Source organism: Streptomyces sp. NPDC090499 (genome assembly GCF_044769305.1).
Classification (GTDB): Bacteria; Actinomycetota; Actinomycetes; order Streptomycetales; family Streptomycetaceae; genus Streptomyces.
The window spans coordinates 93,996-111,471 of the sequence record NZ_JBIVXP010000022.1; the positions used below are offsets into that span (position 1 = coordinate 93,996).

A 17,476-nucleotide genomic window follows, 5' to 3' on the forward strand; every position below is an offset into this window, starting at 1 on the left:
TCACTCTCCCCCGCGGCGGATGGAGTTGCCCTGGAAGGTCGAGGCGTCGTCCGGCTTGGGCTCGTCGAGGTCGAGGCGGCCGCTCTGTCCGTAGAAGGCGACCGGGTTGCGCCACATGACCCGGTCCACCGTGTCCTCGTCGAAGCCGGCGGCGAGCATCGCGTCAGCTGTTCCGCGGGTCTTGAGCGGGTCCGAACGGCCCCAGTCGGCGGCCGAGTTGACCAGTATCCGCTCGGTGCCGTGCTCCTTGAGGATCTCGACCATGCGGTCCTCACTCATCTTGGTCTTCGGGTAGATCGAGAACCCGGCCCAGCAGCCGCTGTCGAGGGCCATGCGCACGGTGAGCTCGTTGAGGTGGTCGAGCAGGACGAGTTCGGGGGCGATGCCCGACTCCCGGACCACGTCCAGGGTGCGGCGGGTGCCGGCCGCCTTGTCGCGGTGCGGGGTGTGCACCAGGGCCGGCAGGCCGTGATCGATGGCGAGTTGGAGCTGCCGGGCCAGGGCCTCGTCCTCTTCGGGGGTCATCGAGTCGTAGCCGATCTCGCCGACCGCGACGACCCGGTCCTTGGCGAGATAGCGGTCGAGCTCGTCCAGCACGGGGGCGCACCGCGGATCGTTGGCCTCCTTGGGGTTGAGCGCGATCGTGCAGAAGTGCTGGATGCCGAACTGGGCGGCGCGGTAAGGCTCCCAACCGAGCAGCGCGTCGAAGTAGTCGTAGAAGCTCTCGGGCGAGGTTCGGGGCTGGCCCAGCCAGAAGGCGGGCTCGACCACGGCGCGCACTCCGGCGGCGTGCATGGCCTCGTAGTCGTCGGTGGTGCGGGACGTCATGTGGATGTGGGGGTCGAAGATGCGCACGGTCAGGACTCTTCCTGTGGTACGGCCGCCCCGAGGGCGGCCAGGGCGCGGGTGGCGGCCTCGGGGCGAGTGGGTGCAAGGGCGCGGGCCCGGGCGGCCAGGGTGTCCGCGATGTCGTGGTGGGGGCGGACCAGCGGCCAGACGTCCTGCGGCACTTCCCGGCCGGCGGCGATCCGTTCGTGCGCGAAGTCGGCCAGCATGCGGGCCAGTTCCTCGTCGGCGCGCCGGTCGAGTCCGGTCACGCGCGAGAGCGGGATGTCGACGAAGACGCACTTGAGGACGGCCTGGCGGAACTCGTCGGTCGGCAGGTGAGCCGCGGTGTACGGGCCGAGGGCGGCCTCGACGACGCTGGTGTCGTTGCCGCGCAGGGCCTCGCGGATCAGAGTGAGGGCGAGGTCGCGGAACGGGTCCTGATCGGCAGCGGGGAGCAGCTGCAACGAGCGCAGGATCGCGCGCTGTTCGGCCGGATCCCCGTGCCGGTACAGGCCTGCCACCTCGTCGGCGAGGGCTTGGCCGCGCAGCGGAAGTGCGGTGAGCAGGGCGGCGCGCACCGCCTCGTCCGTCGTCCAGTGCTCGTCGAGAGAAGCTTGTCCGCAGCATCTTCGGGCCGCGGGGAACAGGGCCCGAATCGCGGTGGGCCGGTCGGCGATCCGGGCGGCCGACGCGTCCAGCCAGATGCGGGCGGTCGGGGTCAGATGGGATCGCGGGTCGGGGGGTGTCGTCGGCGGAAGGAGGGGGGCGGTGGGCATGACGGCCGAGCCTCCGGTGGGGCGGGAGGAGTGGGACAGGAAGGGGTTATGCCACTGCGGCGCGGAGGAATTCGATGGAGCGCCGGGCGACCTCGGGAGCGTCCAGCGCACCGCCCTGGATCTCCACGGAGACCAGCCCGCGGTGCCCGAGGGTGCGCAGTTCCGCGAGCACCGGTGGGAAGTCGATCTCGCCGGCGCCGAATTCGAGGTGCTGGTGGATGCCGCGCCGCATGTCCTCTATCTGTACGTTCAGCAGGCGCGGCGCCGCCAGCCGGACGCACTCCAGTACGGGCCGCTCCTCCACGCAGTGGGCGTGCCCGATGTCCAGGGTGATGCCGAACAGCTCGTGCCCGCCAAGGAGTTCTGCCAGACGCAGACACCGCGCGACGGTGTCGACGAGCATGTACGGCTCCGGTTCGAAGGCGAGCGCCACTCCGTACCGCTCCGCTGTCTCGAGCACCGTCGCGAGTCCGTCCGTCAGCCGTTTGAAGGCGTCCGCCTCCGACAGCCCGTCCGGCGCCGGGCCGCTGCACAGGTGCACGGTGGGAGACCCGATGTCGGCGGCGATCCGAACGGCGCGGTGCAGCAGGTCGGTTCTCCGCCCGTCCGTCTGCGCCATCAGCGTCGGGAGGTGTTTGCCCCGGGGGTCGAGGAGATAGGGCGCGCCGGTCTCCACCGTGACGTCCAGGCCGTAGCGGTTGAGGGAGCGGGCCAGGGCGGTGAGGCGCTGGGACAGGTCTTCGGCATACGGGTCGAGGTGGACGTGGTCGAGAGTGAGGGCGACGCCGTCGTAACCGAGGTCGGCGAGGATGCCGAGGGCCGCGTCGAGCCGGTGGTGGGTGAAGCCGTTGGTGCCGTATCCGAACTTCAGGGGCGTGGGGGGTGGTTCCATGCTGGTGGTACCTCACACAGCGTTCAGGTGGGGGATATGCGCCGGGCGAGCCGTCGCGCGAGGGGGTGGCCGACGCCGAGGACCGCGGCGGCGACCGGTGCCCCGGCTCGTGCGGTGAGCGCCGCCTGCAGCGGCATGAGAGCGAGGATTCCGGAGCCGACGGCTTTCCGTACGTTCTCCCCGGAGGGCTTGCGTACGGCTTTGAGCTGGGCGCTTCCGTAGGTGCCGAGGTAGGCGAGGGCGGCGCCGACGGTGACGAGGGCGGTGGACCGGGCGGCGTCGGCGCCTGCGACCGCCCGGCGCGGGGCGGCTTGGCCGGTGAGCCCGGTTCCGGAACGCCGCATGTCACGGGCGGCCCTGCTCAGAACCGGAACGACCGCCGCGACAGCCGTGGCAGTGGAGGCGGCCAGGGTCGCGGCCGGCAACCGGGCCGGTGCTCCGTGCATCTCGTGGCGGCTCAGGGCCATGAGCGTGTACGTGTGCGCTCCGACCAGCGCCGCCGGGCCCGCGCCCTTCCGCAGGACGCTGCCGGCCCGCCCGCCGGGGTCCGCCGCCAGCGCGCCCGCGAGAACGTCCACGGCGCGTGCGCCCGCCATGGCCGCCGGGCCCGCCGAAGTACCCTTGAGCCCCAGGTCGTACGCCCACACCAGCCCCGCCAGAGGCACGGCACCCAGCAGGCTGCGGCGCCCTCCGGTGACGGCCGCGAGTCCCAGACCGGCCGCGGTCAGACCGCCCGCGACGGCGAGTGCGGTGCGACGGGGCACCCGGCCCGACGGCACCGGCCGCTCGGGGCGCTCCACGGCGTCGATCGTGGCGTCGGCGTAGTCGTTGAGGGCCATCCCCGCCCAGTAGAGGCAGACGGACGAACCCACCACACCGAAGGTTCGGAAGTTCAGGGGGCCGCCCGCGGCCGCCGCTCCGGCGAGGACATCGCCAGGGACGCTCAGCGCGGCAGGCGCCCGGACGAGATGTACGAGGTCGGAGAGTCGCCTCCGTGTCTTCATGACCGCACACTAATCCAAATTTGCATCTTTCACATGGGTCACTCGTGCCGATCGAAGTGACAAAGGAAACAGAGAAGCCGCTTTCCTGATGCTGAACGCCGTGAGCACAGTGTTCAGTTGAGCCGGACCGGCACGGCGGTCACGGCTACCGCAGTCGCCGCACGGCGCCTTCTCCCCGTCGTGACCGGACACGCCGCGCCCGCCCGGTGACGGCGTCCCGCCGGGTGATGCATCCGATCAAGGCGCCGGGACCGCTCGGGGTGCGACGGGCCCCGGATGGCAGCGCTCCATCACGTCCGTGAGGTCTCCGGTCCAACCGCTCGGCACATGCCTGTGCCCGGACGACCTGACTGCCGTCGGGTGCGCGTCGAACCCCCACTCGTCGGCGTCGGGACGGTGATCGCGCTCAGCGCTTCGCGCCTGCGCAGTTGCCGACTCTCGTCGAGTCAGTTGATGCGGCGAGGGAGTGCGACGGTTTGCAGGCCATCCGAGCGGACGGCACCCTCCCAGATCATCGCTCGACGTGCTTCAGCCGGCGTGCTTCAGCCGGCGTGCTTCAGCTCGTGCGGCACGGAGACCGACCCGATGACGAGACCGCGCGTGCCTACCCGCTCGCGCTGCCGCGCGCGGCTCGCGCGTCCAGCTCGCGCACCGGCCTGTTTCGGCTTCCGGTACGCAGCTCCACATGACACCGACATCGACCGCGGGCCGGGGCTGGCCATCTACTTCTGGCTATGATATTTATGAGAAGAACGGTTCAGGCTATAACTAGATGGAGGACACATGAAACCCTTCACTTTCAAGGCCACGACTCATCGGGTGACGCGGGCGGGGCTTGGGACGCCGGTCGGTTCGGCGGTCATGGAGGACCTGATCGATCAGCCGGGTCCGGTCGAGATCAGGACGGTCGCCGCGGACTGGGAGGTGCCCCTGTCCGGGGTGGTCAACATCAAGCACCCCAAGGCCGTTCAGGCGGGCCTGAAGGACGGGCCGGAGGCGATCAAGATCTACGCCCACGTCGTACGGCATCCTGCGCACGGCGTCTTCCTGGTGGACACGGGTGTCTCCCGGAAGTTCGTGAAGGATCCCGCCGGCGAGGGGGTGGGCTGGGTGCTGAGGAAGTTCCAGGCCATCGACAAGATGAAGGCCCAGGAGAGCACCGCGGAGATAATCCAGGCGGAGGGAGCTCTGGCGGGGGTCTTCATGACCCATCTCCACCTCGACCACGTCTCCGGACTGCCCGACATCCCCAAGGACGTCCCGATCTACACGGGCGCCGACGAGGCCGAGGCACAGCTCTTCCTGAACCTGTTCGCCCAGGGAACGACCAATAACCTCCTGGAGGGAAGGCCTCCGCTGCAGGAGCTCCAGTTCGCCAAGGACCCGGACGGCAGGTTCGAAGGGGTGAACGACGTCTTCGGCGACGGCTCGTTCTTCGCGATCCTGACCCCGGGGCACACCACGGGACACCTCTCCTTCGTCGCCCGCACCCCGGCGGGCCCCGAGCTCCTGACCGGCGACGTGTCCCACACGCGCTGGGGCTGGGAGAACGACGTCGAGCCCGGCACCTTCCTGGCCGAGCGCCAGCCCAGCATCGACAGCCTGCTCAAGCTGAAGGCGCTGAGCAAGCGCCACCCGAACATGACCGTGAAGCTGGGACACCAGCCGTAAGCCCGGACACACCGCGACATGCGGCCGGCCGAGCGAGCGTGCCACAACGCCGAGATGTCCTTGCGTGACAGGAGAGCCGCAGCCGTTCAGGACTGCGATTCCCGCCGCCACCAAGGGCATCCGGCGTATGCGGCTCTCTCCAGTGGACGACACTGCCTTCGACGGAATGCGGGCGTCCACGACGTCGGGACGCTCCTGCGGGTGTTCCGGCCTGGGCACGTCCGTCAACTCGACACGGTCGCTGGGGCGTCTGGTCGAGCCCAGCACGCCCCGACAACGCGCCATGTCGAGTTTCGATGCCTGGCGGAGTCGGCAGCACCGCACCGACCTCCGCCACCGGATCGGCGGCGGAGGCGTGCCAGGATCGTTCACGTGCCCGCGGCCCAGTGGCTCACCTGGCACAAGGCCCGTCAGTCCACGCCACGGGCAACGAGGCCACAACTGCCGAGGGAGTCCCGTCGCCCACCCCTGACCGCCACAGCACGGCAAGCAACAGGCACCAGCCGTGCGCGACGACGGGGACCACCACCCCGCGCCAGGCTCGGCTAAGCACCGTCCGCGGGTCCGGGGAGCAGGCGGTTGAGTATCGAACGCTCCAGTTCGACCAGTCGCGCTTCGCTGCCGGCCTGGGGATGCGGCAGGGTCCGCCACAGGACGAGTTGGCCGTGCACGGCTGTCCACAGGTGAATGCCCAGCACCTGGGCCTCCGCGCGACGCTCGGGGGCCACCGCCATCAGGTAGGTATCCACGGCCTCGATCCATGCCTGGTACACGGTGCCCCTGGGGTGGTCCGATGCCATGCGACCCGTTGGCTCGTACTCCAGGCTGAACATCAGCCGGTACCGGCGGGGCTTGTCGACGGCGAACCGGCGATACGCAGCGACGGTGGCGAACATCCGCTCCCATGGACCCGCACCGCCCTTGGCCGCCGCCTCCCCTGCCCCGGCCATGTCCGCGGCCAGCCCGCGGTAGGCGTCCGCGAGCACGGTCCAGACCAGTTCGGCCTTGTCCTTGAAATGCAGGTAGACGCTGGGAGCGGCGATGCCCACCTCCCGGGCGACACCCCGCAGGGACAGCGCGTTCTCCCTTCCGGTCTCCTCCAGGATGCGGGTCGCGGCGTCCAGGATCTCCTGCCGCAGACGCTCCCCTTCCCCCCACGCGTTACTGACTCGCCGGCCCTGCCCCTGTCTGTGCCCTTCCACAACCGCTCCTTCTCTTCCCCCACAGCCGCTCGCCCCGCGCTGCAATTTTCGGCCATAACCGCGACGACCGGCACCTCCGCCCAACTCCCCATCACCTTACGGTGTTAGTCTCCTCAGGCAATCACGTAACACTGTTAGGTGAGCAGACAGGAGCAGCTATGCCTGCGACTTCGTCCAGTCCCGCGTACACCCTCGCCCACTCGAAGGACGCGCCCCTCGACCCGCCGCCCCTCCACACCCGGCTGCGCGAGGAACAGCCCATCACGCGTGTCTCCCTGCACGACGGCCGGCGCCACCCCTGGCTGGTGACCCGGTGGGAGGACGCCCGTACGGTGCTGGGCAGCCCGGCCTTCAGCACCGACATCACGCTCCCGAACGCGCCCATCGTCAGGGAAGGCCAGCCGCGAGGTCCGCTCGGCTTCTTCCAGGGGTACGACGACCCCATCCACGCGACGATGCGCCGCACCCTGACCCGGGAGTTCATGGTCAAGCGCGTCAACGCGCTGCGTCCGGGCATCGCCCGCCTGACCGAGGAACTCCTCACCGACATGACCAAGCACAACGGTCCCGTCGACTTCGTGGAGCACTTCTCGCTTCCGCTGCCGTCCCTGGTGATCTGCGAGCTGCTGGGCGTGCCCTACGAGGACCACGGGTTCTTCCAGGAGCAGTCGGGAATCATCGTCAACGTGAAGGCGACCGGAGAGGAGGCCGCTCGGGCCATCACCACCCTCGGCGAGTACCTGGTGGAACTCGTACGGGCCAAGCGCGCCACCCCCGGCGACGATGTGCTCACCCGGCTCGCCGCCCAGGCCGACGAGGGGATCATCAGCGACCAGGACGCCGCCGACCTGGGCTCCTTCCTGCTGTTCGCCGGCCACGAGACGACCGCGAACATGATCGCGCTGAGCACGATCACCCTGCTGCAGAACCCCGACCAGATCCCCTATCTGCTGGGCGGGCCCGAGCAGGCGACGGCCTCGGTGGAGGAACTGCTGCGCTACCTCAGCGTCGTGCACTTCGGGCTGCGCCGCACCGCCCTGGAGGACGTCACCGTCGGCGACGTCACCATCCCCAAGGGCGACGGCGTGATCATCTCCCTCAGCGTCGCCAACCGGGATCCGGAGTTCTACACCGCCGCCGACGACCTCGACCTGGCCCGCGCCAACGCCCGCCAGCACCTCGCCTTCGGATACGGCATCCACCAGTGCCTCGGCCAGCCCCTGGCCCGCGCCGAACTCCAGATCGTGATGCCGGAACTCTTCCGCCGCCTGCCCGATCTGAAGATCGCCGTACCGCCGGAGGAGATCGCGTTCAAGCAGAACACCTCCGTCTACGGCGTCCTCGAACTCCCCGTCACCTGGTAGGCGAAAGCCCCCGTTCCCCCCACGAAGATCAGGAAGAACGTCATGCGTGTAGAAGTCGACGTCCCCAAGTGTGTCGCCTCGGGCCAGTGTGTGCTGATCGCCCCCGACGTCTTCGACCAGCGGGACGAGGACGGCATCGTCGTCCTCCTCGACGAGACCCCGCCCGCCGAACTCCACGACGCCGTCCGCGAGTCCGCGACCGTGTGTCCCGCCGCGGCCATCCGGCTGGTGGAGTCGTGACCGGCATACCCGACCGCGTCGCCATCGTCGGCGCCTCCGCGGCCGGCCTCGCCGCCGCCGAGACGCTGCGCCGGGAGGGCCACACCGGCACCATCACCCTCATCGGCGACGAACCCACCGCACCCTACGACCGCCCACCGCTGTCGAAGGAGATCCTCTCCGGCGCCTGGGCCCCCGACAAACTGCCCCTGCGCACGGAGGCCGATCTCGACGCCCTCAACCTCGACGCCCGGTACGGCACCGAGGCCATCGGAGCGGACATCGCGGCCCGGACGGTGCTGCTGTCCGACGGCAGCGAGGTGTCGTACGACGGCCTGATCGTGGCCACCGGAGTCCGTCCCCGGCAGTTGCCCGGCACCGCGGCCCACACCCTGCGCACCCTGGACGACGCCCTCGCCCTCAAGGACCGCCTCGGCCCCGGGCGCAGCCTGGTCGTCGTCGGCGCCGGATTCCTGGGTGCCGAGGCCGCCGCCGTGGCGGCCGGCCTGGGCACCCGCGTCACCCTCCTCGAACCCGCCCCGGTCCCGCTGGCCCACGCGGTCGGCGAGGACGTCGGCCGCGTCCTCGCCCAAGCCCACCTCGACCACGGCGTCGACCTGCGCACCGGGACCGGCGTGTCCGAGGTCGTCCCCGACGGCGTACGACTGGCCGACGGCAGCCTCGTCGAGGCCGACTCCGTCCTGGTGGCCGTCGGCTCCCGGCCGAACACCGAGTGGCTCACCGGCAGCGGCCTCGCCCTCGACGACGGGCTGGTCTGCGACGAGTTCTGCGCCGCCGCCCCCGGGGTCTACGGCGCGGGTGACCTGACCCGCTGGCACAACCCGCTGTTCGGCACCTCGATGCGGATCGAGCACCGCACCCACGCCGCCGAGCAGGGCATGGCCGCCGCCCGCAACCTCCTCGGCGCGGGGCGGCCCTTCGGACCCGTCCCCTATTTCTGGTCGGACCAGTACGACATGAAGATCCGCGCCTACGGTTACCTGCGTGGGCACGACGAGGTGCGGATCGCCGAAGGCAGCCTTGCGGAACGGAAGTTCACCGCCGTCTACCGCACCGGCGACCGGCTCACCGGCGTCCTGTCCGTCGGCATGCCGCCCAAGGCGATCCGCCCCTGGCAGCAGGCCATCGCCGCCCGCACCCCCTGGCGCCAGGCCGTGGCCCCACTGGAAGGAGTCCCAGCATGAACAGCACCATCGACTTCGAGAGACGCGGGGTCATCGTCACCGGCGCCGGGTCGGGTATCGGACGTGCCGCCGCGCTGCAGTTCGCGCGCCTCGGTGCGAAGGTCCTCGTCGCCGACATCAACGCCACCGGCGCCGCGGACGTCGTCAAGGAGATCGAGGCGGGCGGCGGCACCGCACTCGCGGTCGTCGGCGACCTGAGCGACCAAGACGCCGTCGACGAGGTGATCACCACCGCCGTCGACTCCCTCGGTGACCTCACCGTACTGGTGAACAACGCCGGGATCATGGACAGCATGACCGCCACCGGCGACGTGAGCGACGCGGAATGGGAACGGGTCATCCGCATCAACCTCACCGCCCCATTCCTTCTGACCCGCGCCGCCCTGCCCTACCTGACGGCCGGCGGCCGAGGCGCCATCGTCAACACGGCGTCCGCTGCCGCCCTGCGCGGCAGTGCCGCCGGTACCGCCTACACCGTCTCCAAACACGGCCTGCTGGGGCTGACCAGGTCGACCGCGGTCATGTACCGGGACCGGGGCGTCCGCGTCAACGCCGTCGCTCCCGGCGGCACCCTGACCAACGTCATGGACTCCATCACCGTGGACGCGGACGGGGCGGCGGCCATCCAGCGCTACCGGGAGAACGTCGGCCGCGGTGCGTCGCCGGACGAGATCGCCGCGGCCATCGTGTTCCTGGCCTCCGACGCCGCGAGCAACATCAACGGTGTCGTCCTGCCCGTCGACAACGGCTGGTCGGCTGTCTGACACCCCCACACCAACCCACGGTGCCCGGCCCTCACCAAAGGGGGCCGGGCGCCACGCGTCGATACGGTGCAACGGAGTGCCCGCCTCCTGGCGACATCGGACGGCTCTATTCCAGCAGGAACCCCCTGCACTTATGGCTTGGCTCGAGTGCTCAGCCTGTTGCTACCGGGAACGAACCGGAATCCTTGACGCCCCGGTGCAGGGCCACGATGCCGCCTGTCAGATTGCGCCCGGCCGCCTTCGACCAGCCGGCCTTCTGCAGGCGCTCCGCCAGGGCGGGGCTGGTCGGGCCAGGCGCGGATGGACTCGGGGAGGTAGACGTAGGCCTCGGGGTTGGAGGAGACCGCGCGGGCGACCGGGGGCAGGGCCCGCATCAGGTACTGGGTGTAGACCGTGCGGAAAGGCGCCCAGGTCGGGTGCGAGAACTCGCAGATCACGACCCGGCCGCCGGGCTTGGTCACCCGATACATCTCACGCAGGGCCGCATTGAAGTCCTGGACATTGCGCAGCCCGAAGGAAGATGGTGACGGCGTCGAAGGTGTCGTCCTTGAACAGCAGCCACGCCGCGTCGCCCGCCGTCAGCGGCAGCCACGGGTGGTTCCGCTCGCCGACCCGGAGCATGCCGATCGAGAAGTCGCACGGGACGACGTACGCGCCCGTGCGTGCGAACGGCAGCGAGGAGGTGGCCGTACCAGCCGCCAGGTCCAGGACCCTCTGGGCGGGGCGGGCGTCGACGGCCTTGGCGACCTCCTTGCGCCACGCACGGTCCTGGCCGAGCGAGAGCACGTCGTTCGTCAGGTCGTATCTTTCCGCCACGTCGTCGAACACCGAGGCGACTTCGTTGGGCTGCTTGTTCAGGAAGGCACGGTTCACGGCCCCATTCCTGCAGTCCGCCCTCCGGGAAGAAGCGGCGGTCTCTTCCTCGCAGCCACGTCTTCCCCCACGCGCACGCCATCTCCCACACGTCATCGCCGACCTGCCCTTCCAGGCCGCCACGCGGCGCCGCTACGCCGCCGCCGTCCTGCTGGGGCGAGGCCGCGGTGAGGGCGGGTGCACGGCCGGCACGCTGATCGAGCAGTATGACGGGGCCTGTCCGCAGCCAGACCAGCCGCACTTCCTCACGCCAACCACCATGCCTGCCACGCCGGTTATATGGTGGTCCGTCGGCGCGGGACGTCACCGGACGAGACCGCCGCGGCAATGGTGTTCCTGGCCTCTGATGCCGCGAGCGACGTCAATGGTGTCGTCCTGCCCGTCGACAACGGCTGGTCAGCCGTCTGACACCCCCGCACTCACCAACGGTGCCCGGCTGACGTAACAGGGCCGGACACCACTGGTGGTTCTCACACGGCCCTGTGGCTAGCCGCCCTGGAGGGCGGTCCAGAAACCGCAGTTGTGCGTGTGCGCGAAGTCGGACTCGGTGTGCGACACGGACGGTACGAGTGACCGCATCTTCTGGGTGTGCCCGCTGAAGTGCGGCCAGGAGGAGGTGCCGGAAGCTGCGGGAACCCCATGCTTGGCGAAGTTCGTCCAGTACGTCTTCATGACCGCCGCCAGGTGCTGCTGCTGCGCCGAGAGGGCTCCCGGGAAAGCGGCGTGCGGCAGGCCCAGCAGGTACTGGAGTTCGGAGCCGTGGGCCGCGCCGTAGGGGAAGCCGACCGAGGGAAGGAAGTTCTCGGGGGCGTTCTGGTCGTTGAACTCATAGGCGTAGGTCGGCACGAAGCGGGAGGCGGACCGGTCCAGGATCAGCGCGGTGCAGGCGAACTTGGCGTCGGTGCCGACCGCGCTGAGGGCGAGGGCCGGGCTGGGGTACGCGGTGAGCGGGTACTCGGTGGCGACGGCCTCCGCCTGCGCCGCGGAGATCCCGAGCGTGGAGGAGATCATGGACTGGTAGTTGTCTGCCGTGACGGGGTAGCCCGCCAGTTCGCCGGCCGCTACGGACAGCCGCCATTCATCGTGGTTCGTGCCGTTGATGACCGGGACGCGGTTGAAGTGGCCGGTGGCGAACGCGGTTTCCAGCGACCGCGGCAGCACTTCGGTGTTGATGTTCGGCAGGTAGTACCCGTCGGTCTGGTTGGCCAGGAGGGTGGAGACGGGCACGTTCCGCAGGCAGGCCGCGGTCTGGTCGGCGCATCCCACCTTGTCCGCGAACGTCTTCCCGGACGCCTCGGCGGCCGCGAGCGTCGGCTGCGCCAGGCTGTAGGTTCCGCTCTGGGCGATCACGCGCTGGAACAGCCCCTTGGCCTGCGGCGACGCAGCCTGTGCCAGCGCGGACACACCGCCCGCGGACTGGCCGAAGACGGTGACGTTGTGCGGGTTCCCGCCGAAGCCGGCGATGTTGCGCTGCACCCAGCGCAGGGCGGCCTGCTGGTCCATGAGGCCGTAGTCACCCGACTGGCCGTGCGCGTCGGCCAGGGCCTGGTGCGCCAGGAAGCCGAGCGCACCGAGCCGGTAGTTGATGGTGACCACGGTCACGCCGTCCGCCACCAGCGCCGTGGGGTCGTAGAAACTGCCCGCGCCGCCGGTCAACTGGCCACCGTGGATCCACACCATGACGGGAGAGTGCGCGCCGGCCTGCTGGTGGCTGGGCGTGTACACATTCAGGTACAGGCAGTCCTCGGACGTGCTCGCCTGACCGAAGATCCCCGCTGACTGGGCACAGTCCGGCGCGAACCGCGTCGCATCGCGTACGCCGGCCCATCTCGCGACGGATTGCGGCGGCTGCCACCGCAGCGCGCCGACCGGCGGTGCGGCGTACGGAACGCCGAGGAATTCGTCGACCTCCCCCTTGACCAGGCCGCGAACCGCCCCGTCGGCGGTGTGCGTCACCGGTCCGCCGGCGGTCGCTTGTGCGCGTGGGACGCTCGTGCCGGCCGCAGGCGTTGCCGCGACCAGAGCCCCCAGGGTGATACCCAGGGCGGCTCCCGCTGCCGCCAGCCGAGTGCGGGCTCTCCATCCGGACCATGTCTTGAACATTCAGGACTCCCTACAGGCTGGCACCGACCATCACCCCCATACCTGAGCAGCTCAGGCTCATGAAAGGCACGGTGCGTCCGCCAGGTCTCAGCGCGGTGTTCGCGTTTCGCCACTCTGCCCACACAGACATGAGTTGACGTGTCACCCCGAAGGTATCCAGTTCGGGATGACACGTCAACTCATAATTGGGCCTCGGATTTCGGTCCCACCGCGACCAAGCTGAAGAACTGATAGCGGCTCGTGCGCCGGGCGATGCGCCGTTTCCACTTCCACGCAGGTGCTCGGATGTGTCTGAGCCGCGCCTTCGGGCCGGCCCTGAAGCACGGTGTGGTCATGGGCAGCTCGTCCACGCGGTGCTCAATACATGTCAGGTACCGCTTGGGCACGGCTGAGAGCGGAACCCATGAGACGCTCCGGGACCGGTCGAAGCTCCGGAGGCGCCTCAGGTGACCGTGACTTTGATCGTGTGCCAGCCGGTGGCCCCATCGGGAACCGGCTTCTGCTCTTTTCCTGTCTGCACCTGACCGGTGCGGTCGATGGCGCGTACCTGCAGCCGATGCTTGCCTGGCGTCGCCTGCCACGGCCAGCTCCATTGCCGCCATGTGTCCACCGACGGCACCGCCGCGAGCTGCGCCCGCTCCCATGGTCCGTCATCCACGCGGACCTCCACCGCGGACACCCCGCGATGCTGCGCCCAAGCCGCTCCGGCCACCATCACCTGCCCCTGCGCCAGCCGCCTGCCCGCGGCCGGTGTGTCGATCCGCGACTGGGTCTTCACCGGAGCCTTCTCCGCGTAACCCCGCCGTGCCCAGTAGGCGCTGAAGTCCGAGAAACTGCTCAGCTCCAGCTCCGTCAGCCACTTCGTCGCCGAGAGGTACCCGAACACCCCGGGCACCACCATCCGGACCGGAAACCCGTGCTCGACCGGCAGCGGCTCCCCGTTCATCCCGACCACCAGCAACGCGTCCCGACCGTCACGCAACGCCGCCGTCGGCATACCGGCCGTGTACCCGTCCACGGAACGGCTCACCACCTGGTCCGCGCCGTCGTCCGGCTCGACCTCGTCCAGCAGACCCTTGATCGGCACCCCCAGCCACCGCGCATTGCCGAGCAAATCGCCGCCGACCTCGTTGGACACGCAGGTCAGCGTGATGTACCGCTCCACCATCGGCATCGCGAGAAGTTGGTCGTACGTCAATGTCAGGGGCCGTTTCACCCGGCCATGAATCCTCAGCTGCCAGTCTTTCGGCTCCACCTGTGGCACCGACAGGGCGGTGTCGATGCGGTAGAAGTCCGCGTTCCTGGTGACGAACGGCTTCACTCCGGGCACGTCGACGGAGACCTTGGCGGGCAAGGTCGGTGCCGGACTCGCCGGGGCCGGCAGAACCACCGCGTCCCGGGCCGCGGCCACCCGCTGTGCCCAGAGCCGGCGTCCGCCCGGTACGGCCACCGCGGCCGCACCGATCGCCCCGATCGCCAGCGTGAGAAACCGCCGCCGACCCGCCGCCTGGCCCGTACCGTCCACCACCGGGGTATCGGCATCCGACGACGAACCGGTGCCTCTCGCGCTGGGGTCGGCTCCTCGCGCCGCCGCGTCCGTCTCCGGTGCGGACTCCTCTCCGAGATCCCGCGCCGATACCGCCGAGGGAGCAGGCAAGGTGCGCCGCAGCAGCGCGAGGAGGCCGGCGGCAGCCAGGGCACCGACAACGGAGGGCAGCGGATATTCCCAAGTGGCGCCGTAACGGGTGGCCGCCGCGAGCCCGCCGACCACCCCGAACAGAGCGACGCCGACCAGCCCGTACCAGAGTCGGCGCATGGCCAGTACACCGATGAACGCGGCGAAGACCGCCAGCACCAGGACGATGCCCGCCTGCAGCGCCAGCTTGTCGTACGTGTAGAAAACCGCGACCGCGAACTCCTTGACCGGAGTCGGCGCCGCGTCCACGGCGACGCCCCCCACCGCCACGAGCGGCGCGGAGGGCCCGCCCGTCGCGGCGGCCACCAGTTCACCGACGCCCAGGGCGAGCGCGGTGGCCGCGACACCGGCGAGTTCGCCGTACCACTGCTTCGGCGGCCTTTGCGGGGTAGGCCCGCCCGTCTCCCGACTCTCCATCTCGTTGCCGGACAACCGAGGGGCCCTTATCGGCCGACCCGGCGTCGCCGGGCCACGCCGACACCCAGCAGGACCAGACCGGCCAGCACCGCGATCGGCCCGAGGACAGCCCACATCGTTGTGCCGCTCATGGCCGAGCCCTTCATGACGTTGATTCCCTGCAACGTCCAGGTGGTGCCGGCCAAGATCAACAGTGCGCCGAAGATGAGGATGATCCAGTTCTTTTTCACAAGGGTGTCTCCAGGTCGGGAGCCGAAGTTCTCGACAACGAGCGTGCCGGTTCCGGGGCCGCGGCGTCGACAACGTTCGGATGGACTCCCTCGTCCACCGATCGGCTTACGCACCGCTCCACCGGTGCGTGGACGATCCCTGGCGCCGGGCCGGGCATCCTTGACACCGGTGTCCGTAAACTGGTGACCGGATCCCGGCGGGCGAAGGTGGGCAGGACGTGGCAGTGCGCAGCACCCTCCACCTCATCAACCGCCACCGCCTCGGATGGCATGTCCTCATCGGCGCTGTAGCGGTCCCTCTCGCCATCGCCATCGCGGCCGACATAAGTGTGCCGCTCGGACAGCGCCTGCTTGCTCTCGGTACGCTCGCCGTCATCGTCGCGTGGTACGCCCTGGTCTCCAGGCAGGTGATGGAGGACGGCAACGAGCGTTGGGCGATGGTCTATTTCGCCGCCCTGGCCGTCGCGTTCCCGCTCCTGCTCGCCATCGCCCCGCTCAGCGGCACACTCATGTTCGCGCTCAGCCCACAGCTGTTCGTGATGGTCACGAGGTGGCGGATACGCCTGCCACTGCTGTTGGTTCTCTACACCGAACTCGCCTGGGCCATGCTCGCGCGAGGGGGAGTCAGCCGCTACACACTGGCGATGGCCGGCGTGACCATTCTGGTGCCCATGATCGTGACGATCCTCGTGGGCGCCTATCTGACCGGCATCCGCGAGCAGAACCGCAAGCGGGCCGTACTGATCGAGGAGCTGACCACCACCCGGACCGCGCTGGCGCGCGCGGGCCACGAGGCAGGCGTCCACGCCGAACGTGAACGCCTGGCCGCCGAGATCCACGACACCCTGGCCCAGGGTTTCACCAGCGTTCTCATGCTCGCCCAGGCCGCCCGGACGAACCTGCTCCGTGATCCGACGGCCGCCGACGGACAGCTCGACATCCTGGAGAAGACGGCCCGTGAGAACCTCGCGGAGGCACGCTCGCTGATCGCCGCGCTGGCCCCGGTCGACCTGACCGGCCGTGGTCTCCCGGATGCGCTGGACCGGCTCGCCGCCCGGCACACCCGCGACACGGGTACACGCGTCGAGGTGTCGGTCCTCGGCGGACGGCCCGGCGCACCGACCGGCACCGACATCGCCCTGCTGCGTACCGCACAGGAGGCCCTGGCCAACATCGGAAAGCACACCGACGCCACGACGGTGCGGATCGAACTGCGCCACGCGCGAGATCTCATGACACTGGCCGTGACCGATGACGGCCAGGGCTTCGACCCGGCCACCGTCCGCGGGGGATACGGTCTGAGCGGCATTCGCGCCCGCGCCACCGGTCTCGGCGGAACCTGCACGGTGCTGTCGGCTCCGGGCCAGGGCACCACGGTGCGGGTCGAGGTGCCGCTGGCCCCGGCCGAGCAGGCGGCGCGCGGCCCCCAGCCCGTGGCCGATCTCAGTACCACCGAGCGGACGGAACCGGGCCGATGACCGTACGCATCCTGATCGTCGACGACCATCCCGTCGTACGCTTCGGCCTCCGCGGCATGCTGGAGACCTATGACGACCTGCGGGTCGTCGGCGAAGCCGGCTCCGGCGAGGAGGCGATCGTCCTCGCAGCCACGACGGGCCCGGACGTCGTGCTGATGGACCTGCGGATGCCGGGTACCGACGGCGCCACCGCGACGGCACGCATCCGCCAGGAGCATCCCGGAATTCGTGTGCTCGTGCTGACCACCTACGAAGGTGACGCCGACATCCTGCCGGCGATCGAGGCCGGCGCGACCGGATACCTGCTCAAGGACACCCCGATCGGCACCCTGACCGACGCGATCCGGGCGGCAGCCCGCGGCGAAACCGTCCTGGCCCCGCCGGTTGCCGCCCGGCTGGTGACGCACATGCAGGCCCCTGCCGGGGACCAGCTGACCCCCCGAGAAGTCCAGGTGCTCGACCTCGTCGCGCGCGGGCTCTCCAACAGCGAGATCGGCCGACAGCTGTACATCGGCGAAGCGACGGTGAAGACACACCTCCTGCGAACGTTCGTCAAGCTCGGCGTCAACGACCGGACCGCGGCCGTCACCATCGCCCTCTCCCGTGGCATCCTCGCCTCGCCGCACCAGTGAGCCCTCCGTCAAGGCCGCAGGATCGTGTCCGTGTCTGCGGCCGGGTTCGGCATGGTGACTGACGTGCGGAGCCGTTCCTCAGAGGCGCTGGCGCGTGATGAGGCCGTTCCGTTCCGGACTGC

General features: G+C 70.0%; 16 protein-coding genes and 1 pseudogene. 8 read left to right on the forward strand and 9 right to left on the reverse strand.

All coding sequences use genetic code 11. From position 1 onward, the window contains the following. From ACIQVL_RS44565 to ACIQVL_RS44580, 4 genes are read right to left on the reverse strand one after another with little or no spacing between them, the layout of a single operon-like run. Positions 1-855, reverse strand: a complete 855-nt coding sequence (locus tag ACIQVL_RS44565) for a TatD family hydrolase (RefSeq protein WP_403478355.1) — start codon at positions 853-855, stop codon at positions 1-3. A 2-nt stretch (positions 856-857) separates the two neighbouring features. Next, positions 858-1,604 carry an EboA domain-containing protein gene (locus ACIQVL_RS44570; protein WP_403478356.1) on the reverse strand — a complete coding sequence of 249 codons (747 nt, stop codon included), beginning with the start codon at positions 1,602-1,604 and terminating at the stop codon, positions 858-860. A 46-nt stretch (positions 1,605-1,650) separates the two neighbouring features. Continuing rightward, positions 1,651-2,496: a sugar phosphate isomerase/epimerase family protein gene (locus tag ACIQVL_RS44575; RefSeq protein ID WP_403478357.1), complete on the reverse strand. Its 846-nt coding sequence runs from the start codon at positions 2,494-2,496 to the stop codon at positions 1,651-1,653. Between the two features lie 23 nt (positions 2,497-2,519). Beyond that, positions 2,520-3,500: an SCO3242 family prenyltransferase gene (locus ACIQVL_RS44580; RefSeq protein WP_403478358.1), complete on the reverse strand. Its 981-nt coding sequence runs from the start codon at positions 3,498-3,500 to the stop codon at positions 2,520-2,522. 783 nt (positions 3,501-4,283) lie between these two features. On the opposite strand from ACIQVL_RS44580, the gene ACIQVL_RS44585 reads away from it, so the two are divergent. Further along, positions 4,284-5,171, forward strand: coding sequence for an MBL fold metallo-hydrolase (locus ACIQVL_RS44585; protein WP_403478359.1), 888 nt, complete (start codon positions 4,284-4,286; stop codon positions 5,169-5,171). 545 nt (positions 5,172-5,716) lie between these two features. Here ACIQVL_RS44585 and ACIQVL_RS44590 read toward each other — a convergent pair. Then, positions 5,717-6,373 (reverse strand): TetR/AcrR family transcriptional regulator, encoded by a 657-nt coding sequence (locus ACIQVL_RS44590; RefSeq protein ID WP_403478360.1) that lies wholly within the window; start codon positions 6,371-6,373, stop codon positions 5,717-5,719. A 158-nt stretch (positions 6,374-6,531) separates the two neighbouring features. Between ACIQVL_RS44590 and ACIQVL_RS44595 the strand changes: the two genes are divergently transcribed. From ACIQVL_RS44595 to ACIQVL_RS44610, 4 genes are read left to right on the forward strand one after another with little or no spacing between them, the layout of a single operon-like run. Then, positions 6,532-7,737: a cytochrome P450 gene (locus ACIQVL_RS44595; RefSeq protein WP_403478361.1), complete on the forward strand. Its 1,206-nt coding sequence runs from the start codon at positions 6,532-6,534 to the stop codon at positions 7,735-7,737. A gap of 42 nt (positions 7,738-7,779) precedes the next feature. Then, entirely contained in the window at positions 7,780-7,977 is a 198-nt protein-coding gene (locus ACIQVL_RS44600; protein ID WP_403478362.1) for a ferredoxin, read from the forward strand. Continuing rightward, positions 7,974-9,161, forward strand: coding sequence for an NAD(P)/FAD-dependent oxidoreductase (locus ACIQVL_RS44605; protein ID WP_403478363.1), 1,188 nt, complete (start codon positions 7,974-7,976; stop codon positions 9,159-9,161). The genes ACIQVL_RS44600 and ACIQVL_RS44605 overlap by 4 nt, the downstream gene beginning before the upstream one ends. Then, a complete protein-coding gene (locus ACIQVL_RS44610; protein ID WP_403478364.1) occupies positions 9,158-9,925 on the forward strand; it encodes an SDR family NAD(P)-dependent oxidoreductase in 768 nt (255 codons plus the stop codon). Before ACIQVL_RS44605 ends, ACIQVL_RS44610 begins: the two co-directional genes overlap by 4 nt. A gap of 151 nt (positions 9,926-10,076) precedes the next feature. On the opposite strand, the pseudogene ACIQVL_RS44615 reads toward ACIQVL_RS44610, so the two are convergent. After that, positions 10,077-10,798, reverse strand: a pseudogene (locus ACIQVL_RS44615) (demethylmenaquinone methyltransferase). Between the two features lie 282 nt (positions 10,799-11,080). Between ACIQVL_RS44615 and ACIQVL_RS44620 the strand changes: the two are divergent. Next, positions 11,081-11,206 (forward strand): SDR family oxidoreductase, encoded by a 126-nt coding sequence (locus tag ACIQVL_RS44620; RefSeq protein ID WP_403478402.1) that lies wholly within the window; start codon positions 11,081-11,083, stop codon positions 11,204-11,206. Between the two features lie 78 nt (positions 11,207-11,284). Here ACIQVL_RS44620 and ACIQVL_RS44625 read toward each other — a convergent pair whose 3' ends face one another. The 3 genes from ACIQVL_RS44625 to ACIQVL_RS44635 all read right to left on the reverse strand — a co-directional run bounded on the left by ACIQVL_RS44625 (position 11,285) and on the right by ACIQVL_RS44635 (position 15,244). Continuing rightward, entirely contained in the window at positions 11,285-12,754 is a 1,470-nt protein-coding gene (locus tag ACIQVL_RS44625; protein ID WP_403478365.1) for a carboxylesterase/lipase family protein, read from the reverse strand. A 589-nt stretch (positions 12,755-13,343) separates the two neighbouring features. Continuing rightward, positions 13,344-15,029: a molybdopterin-dependent oxidoreductase gene (locus tag ACIQVL_RS44630; protein ID WP_403478366.1), complete on the reverse strand. Its 1,686-nt coding sequence runs from the start codon at positions 15,027-15,029 to the stop codon at positions 13,344-13,346. Between the two features lie 11 nt (positions 15,030-15,040). After that, positions 15,041-15,244, reverse strand: a complete 204-nt coding sequence (locus ACIQVL_RS44635) for a hypothetical protein (RefSeq protein ID WP_355724604.1) — start codon at positions 15,242-15,244, stop codon at positions 15,041-15,043. Positions 15,245-15,462: 218 nt separating this feature from the next. Between ACIQVL_RS44635 and ACIQVL_RS44640 the strand changes: the two genes are divergently transcribed. Both ACIQVL_RS44640 and ACIQVL_RS44645 read left to right on the forward strand, forming a co-directional pair. After that, positions 15,463-16,722, forward strand: coding sequence for a sensor histidine kinase (locus ACIQVL_RS44640; protein WP_403478367.1), 1,260 nt, complete (start codon positions 15,463-15,465; stop codon positions 16,720-16,722). Then, positions 16,719-17,354 carry a response regulator gene (locus ACIQVL_RS44645; protein WP_403478368.1) on the forward strand — a complete coding sequence of 212 codons (636 nt, stop codon included), beginning with the start codon at positions 16,719-16,721 and terminating at the stop codon, positions 17,352-17,354. Before ACIQVL_RS44640 ends, ACIQVL_RS44645 begins: the two co-directional genes overlap by 4 nt. Positions 17,355-17,476 lie beyond the last annotated feature (122 nt).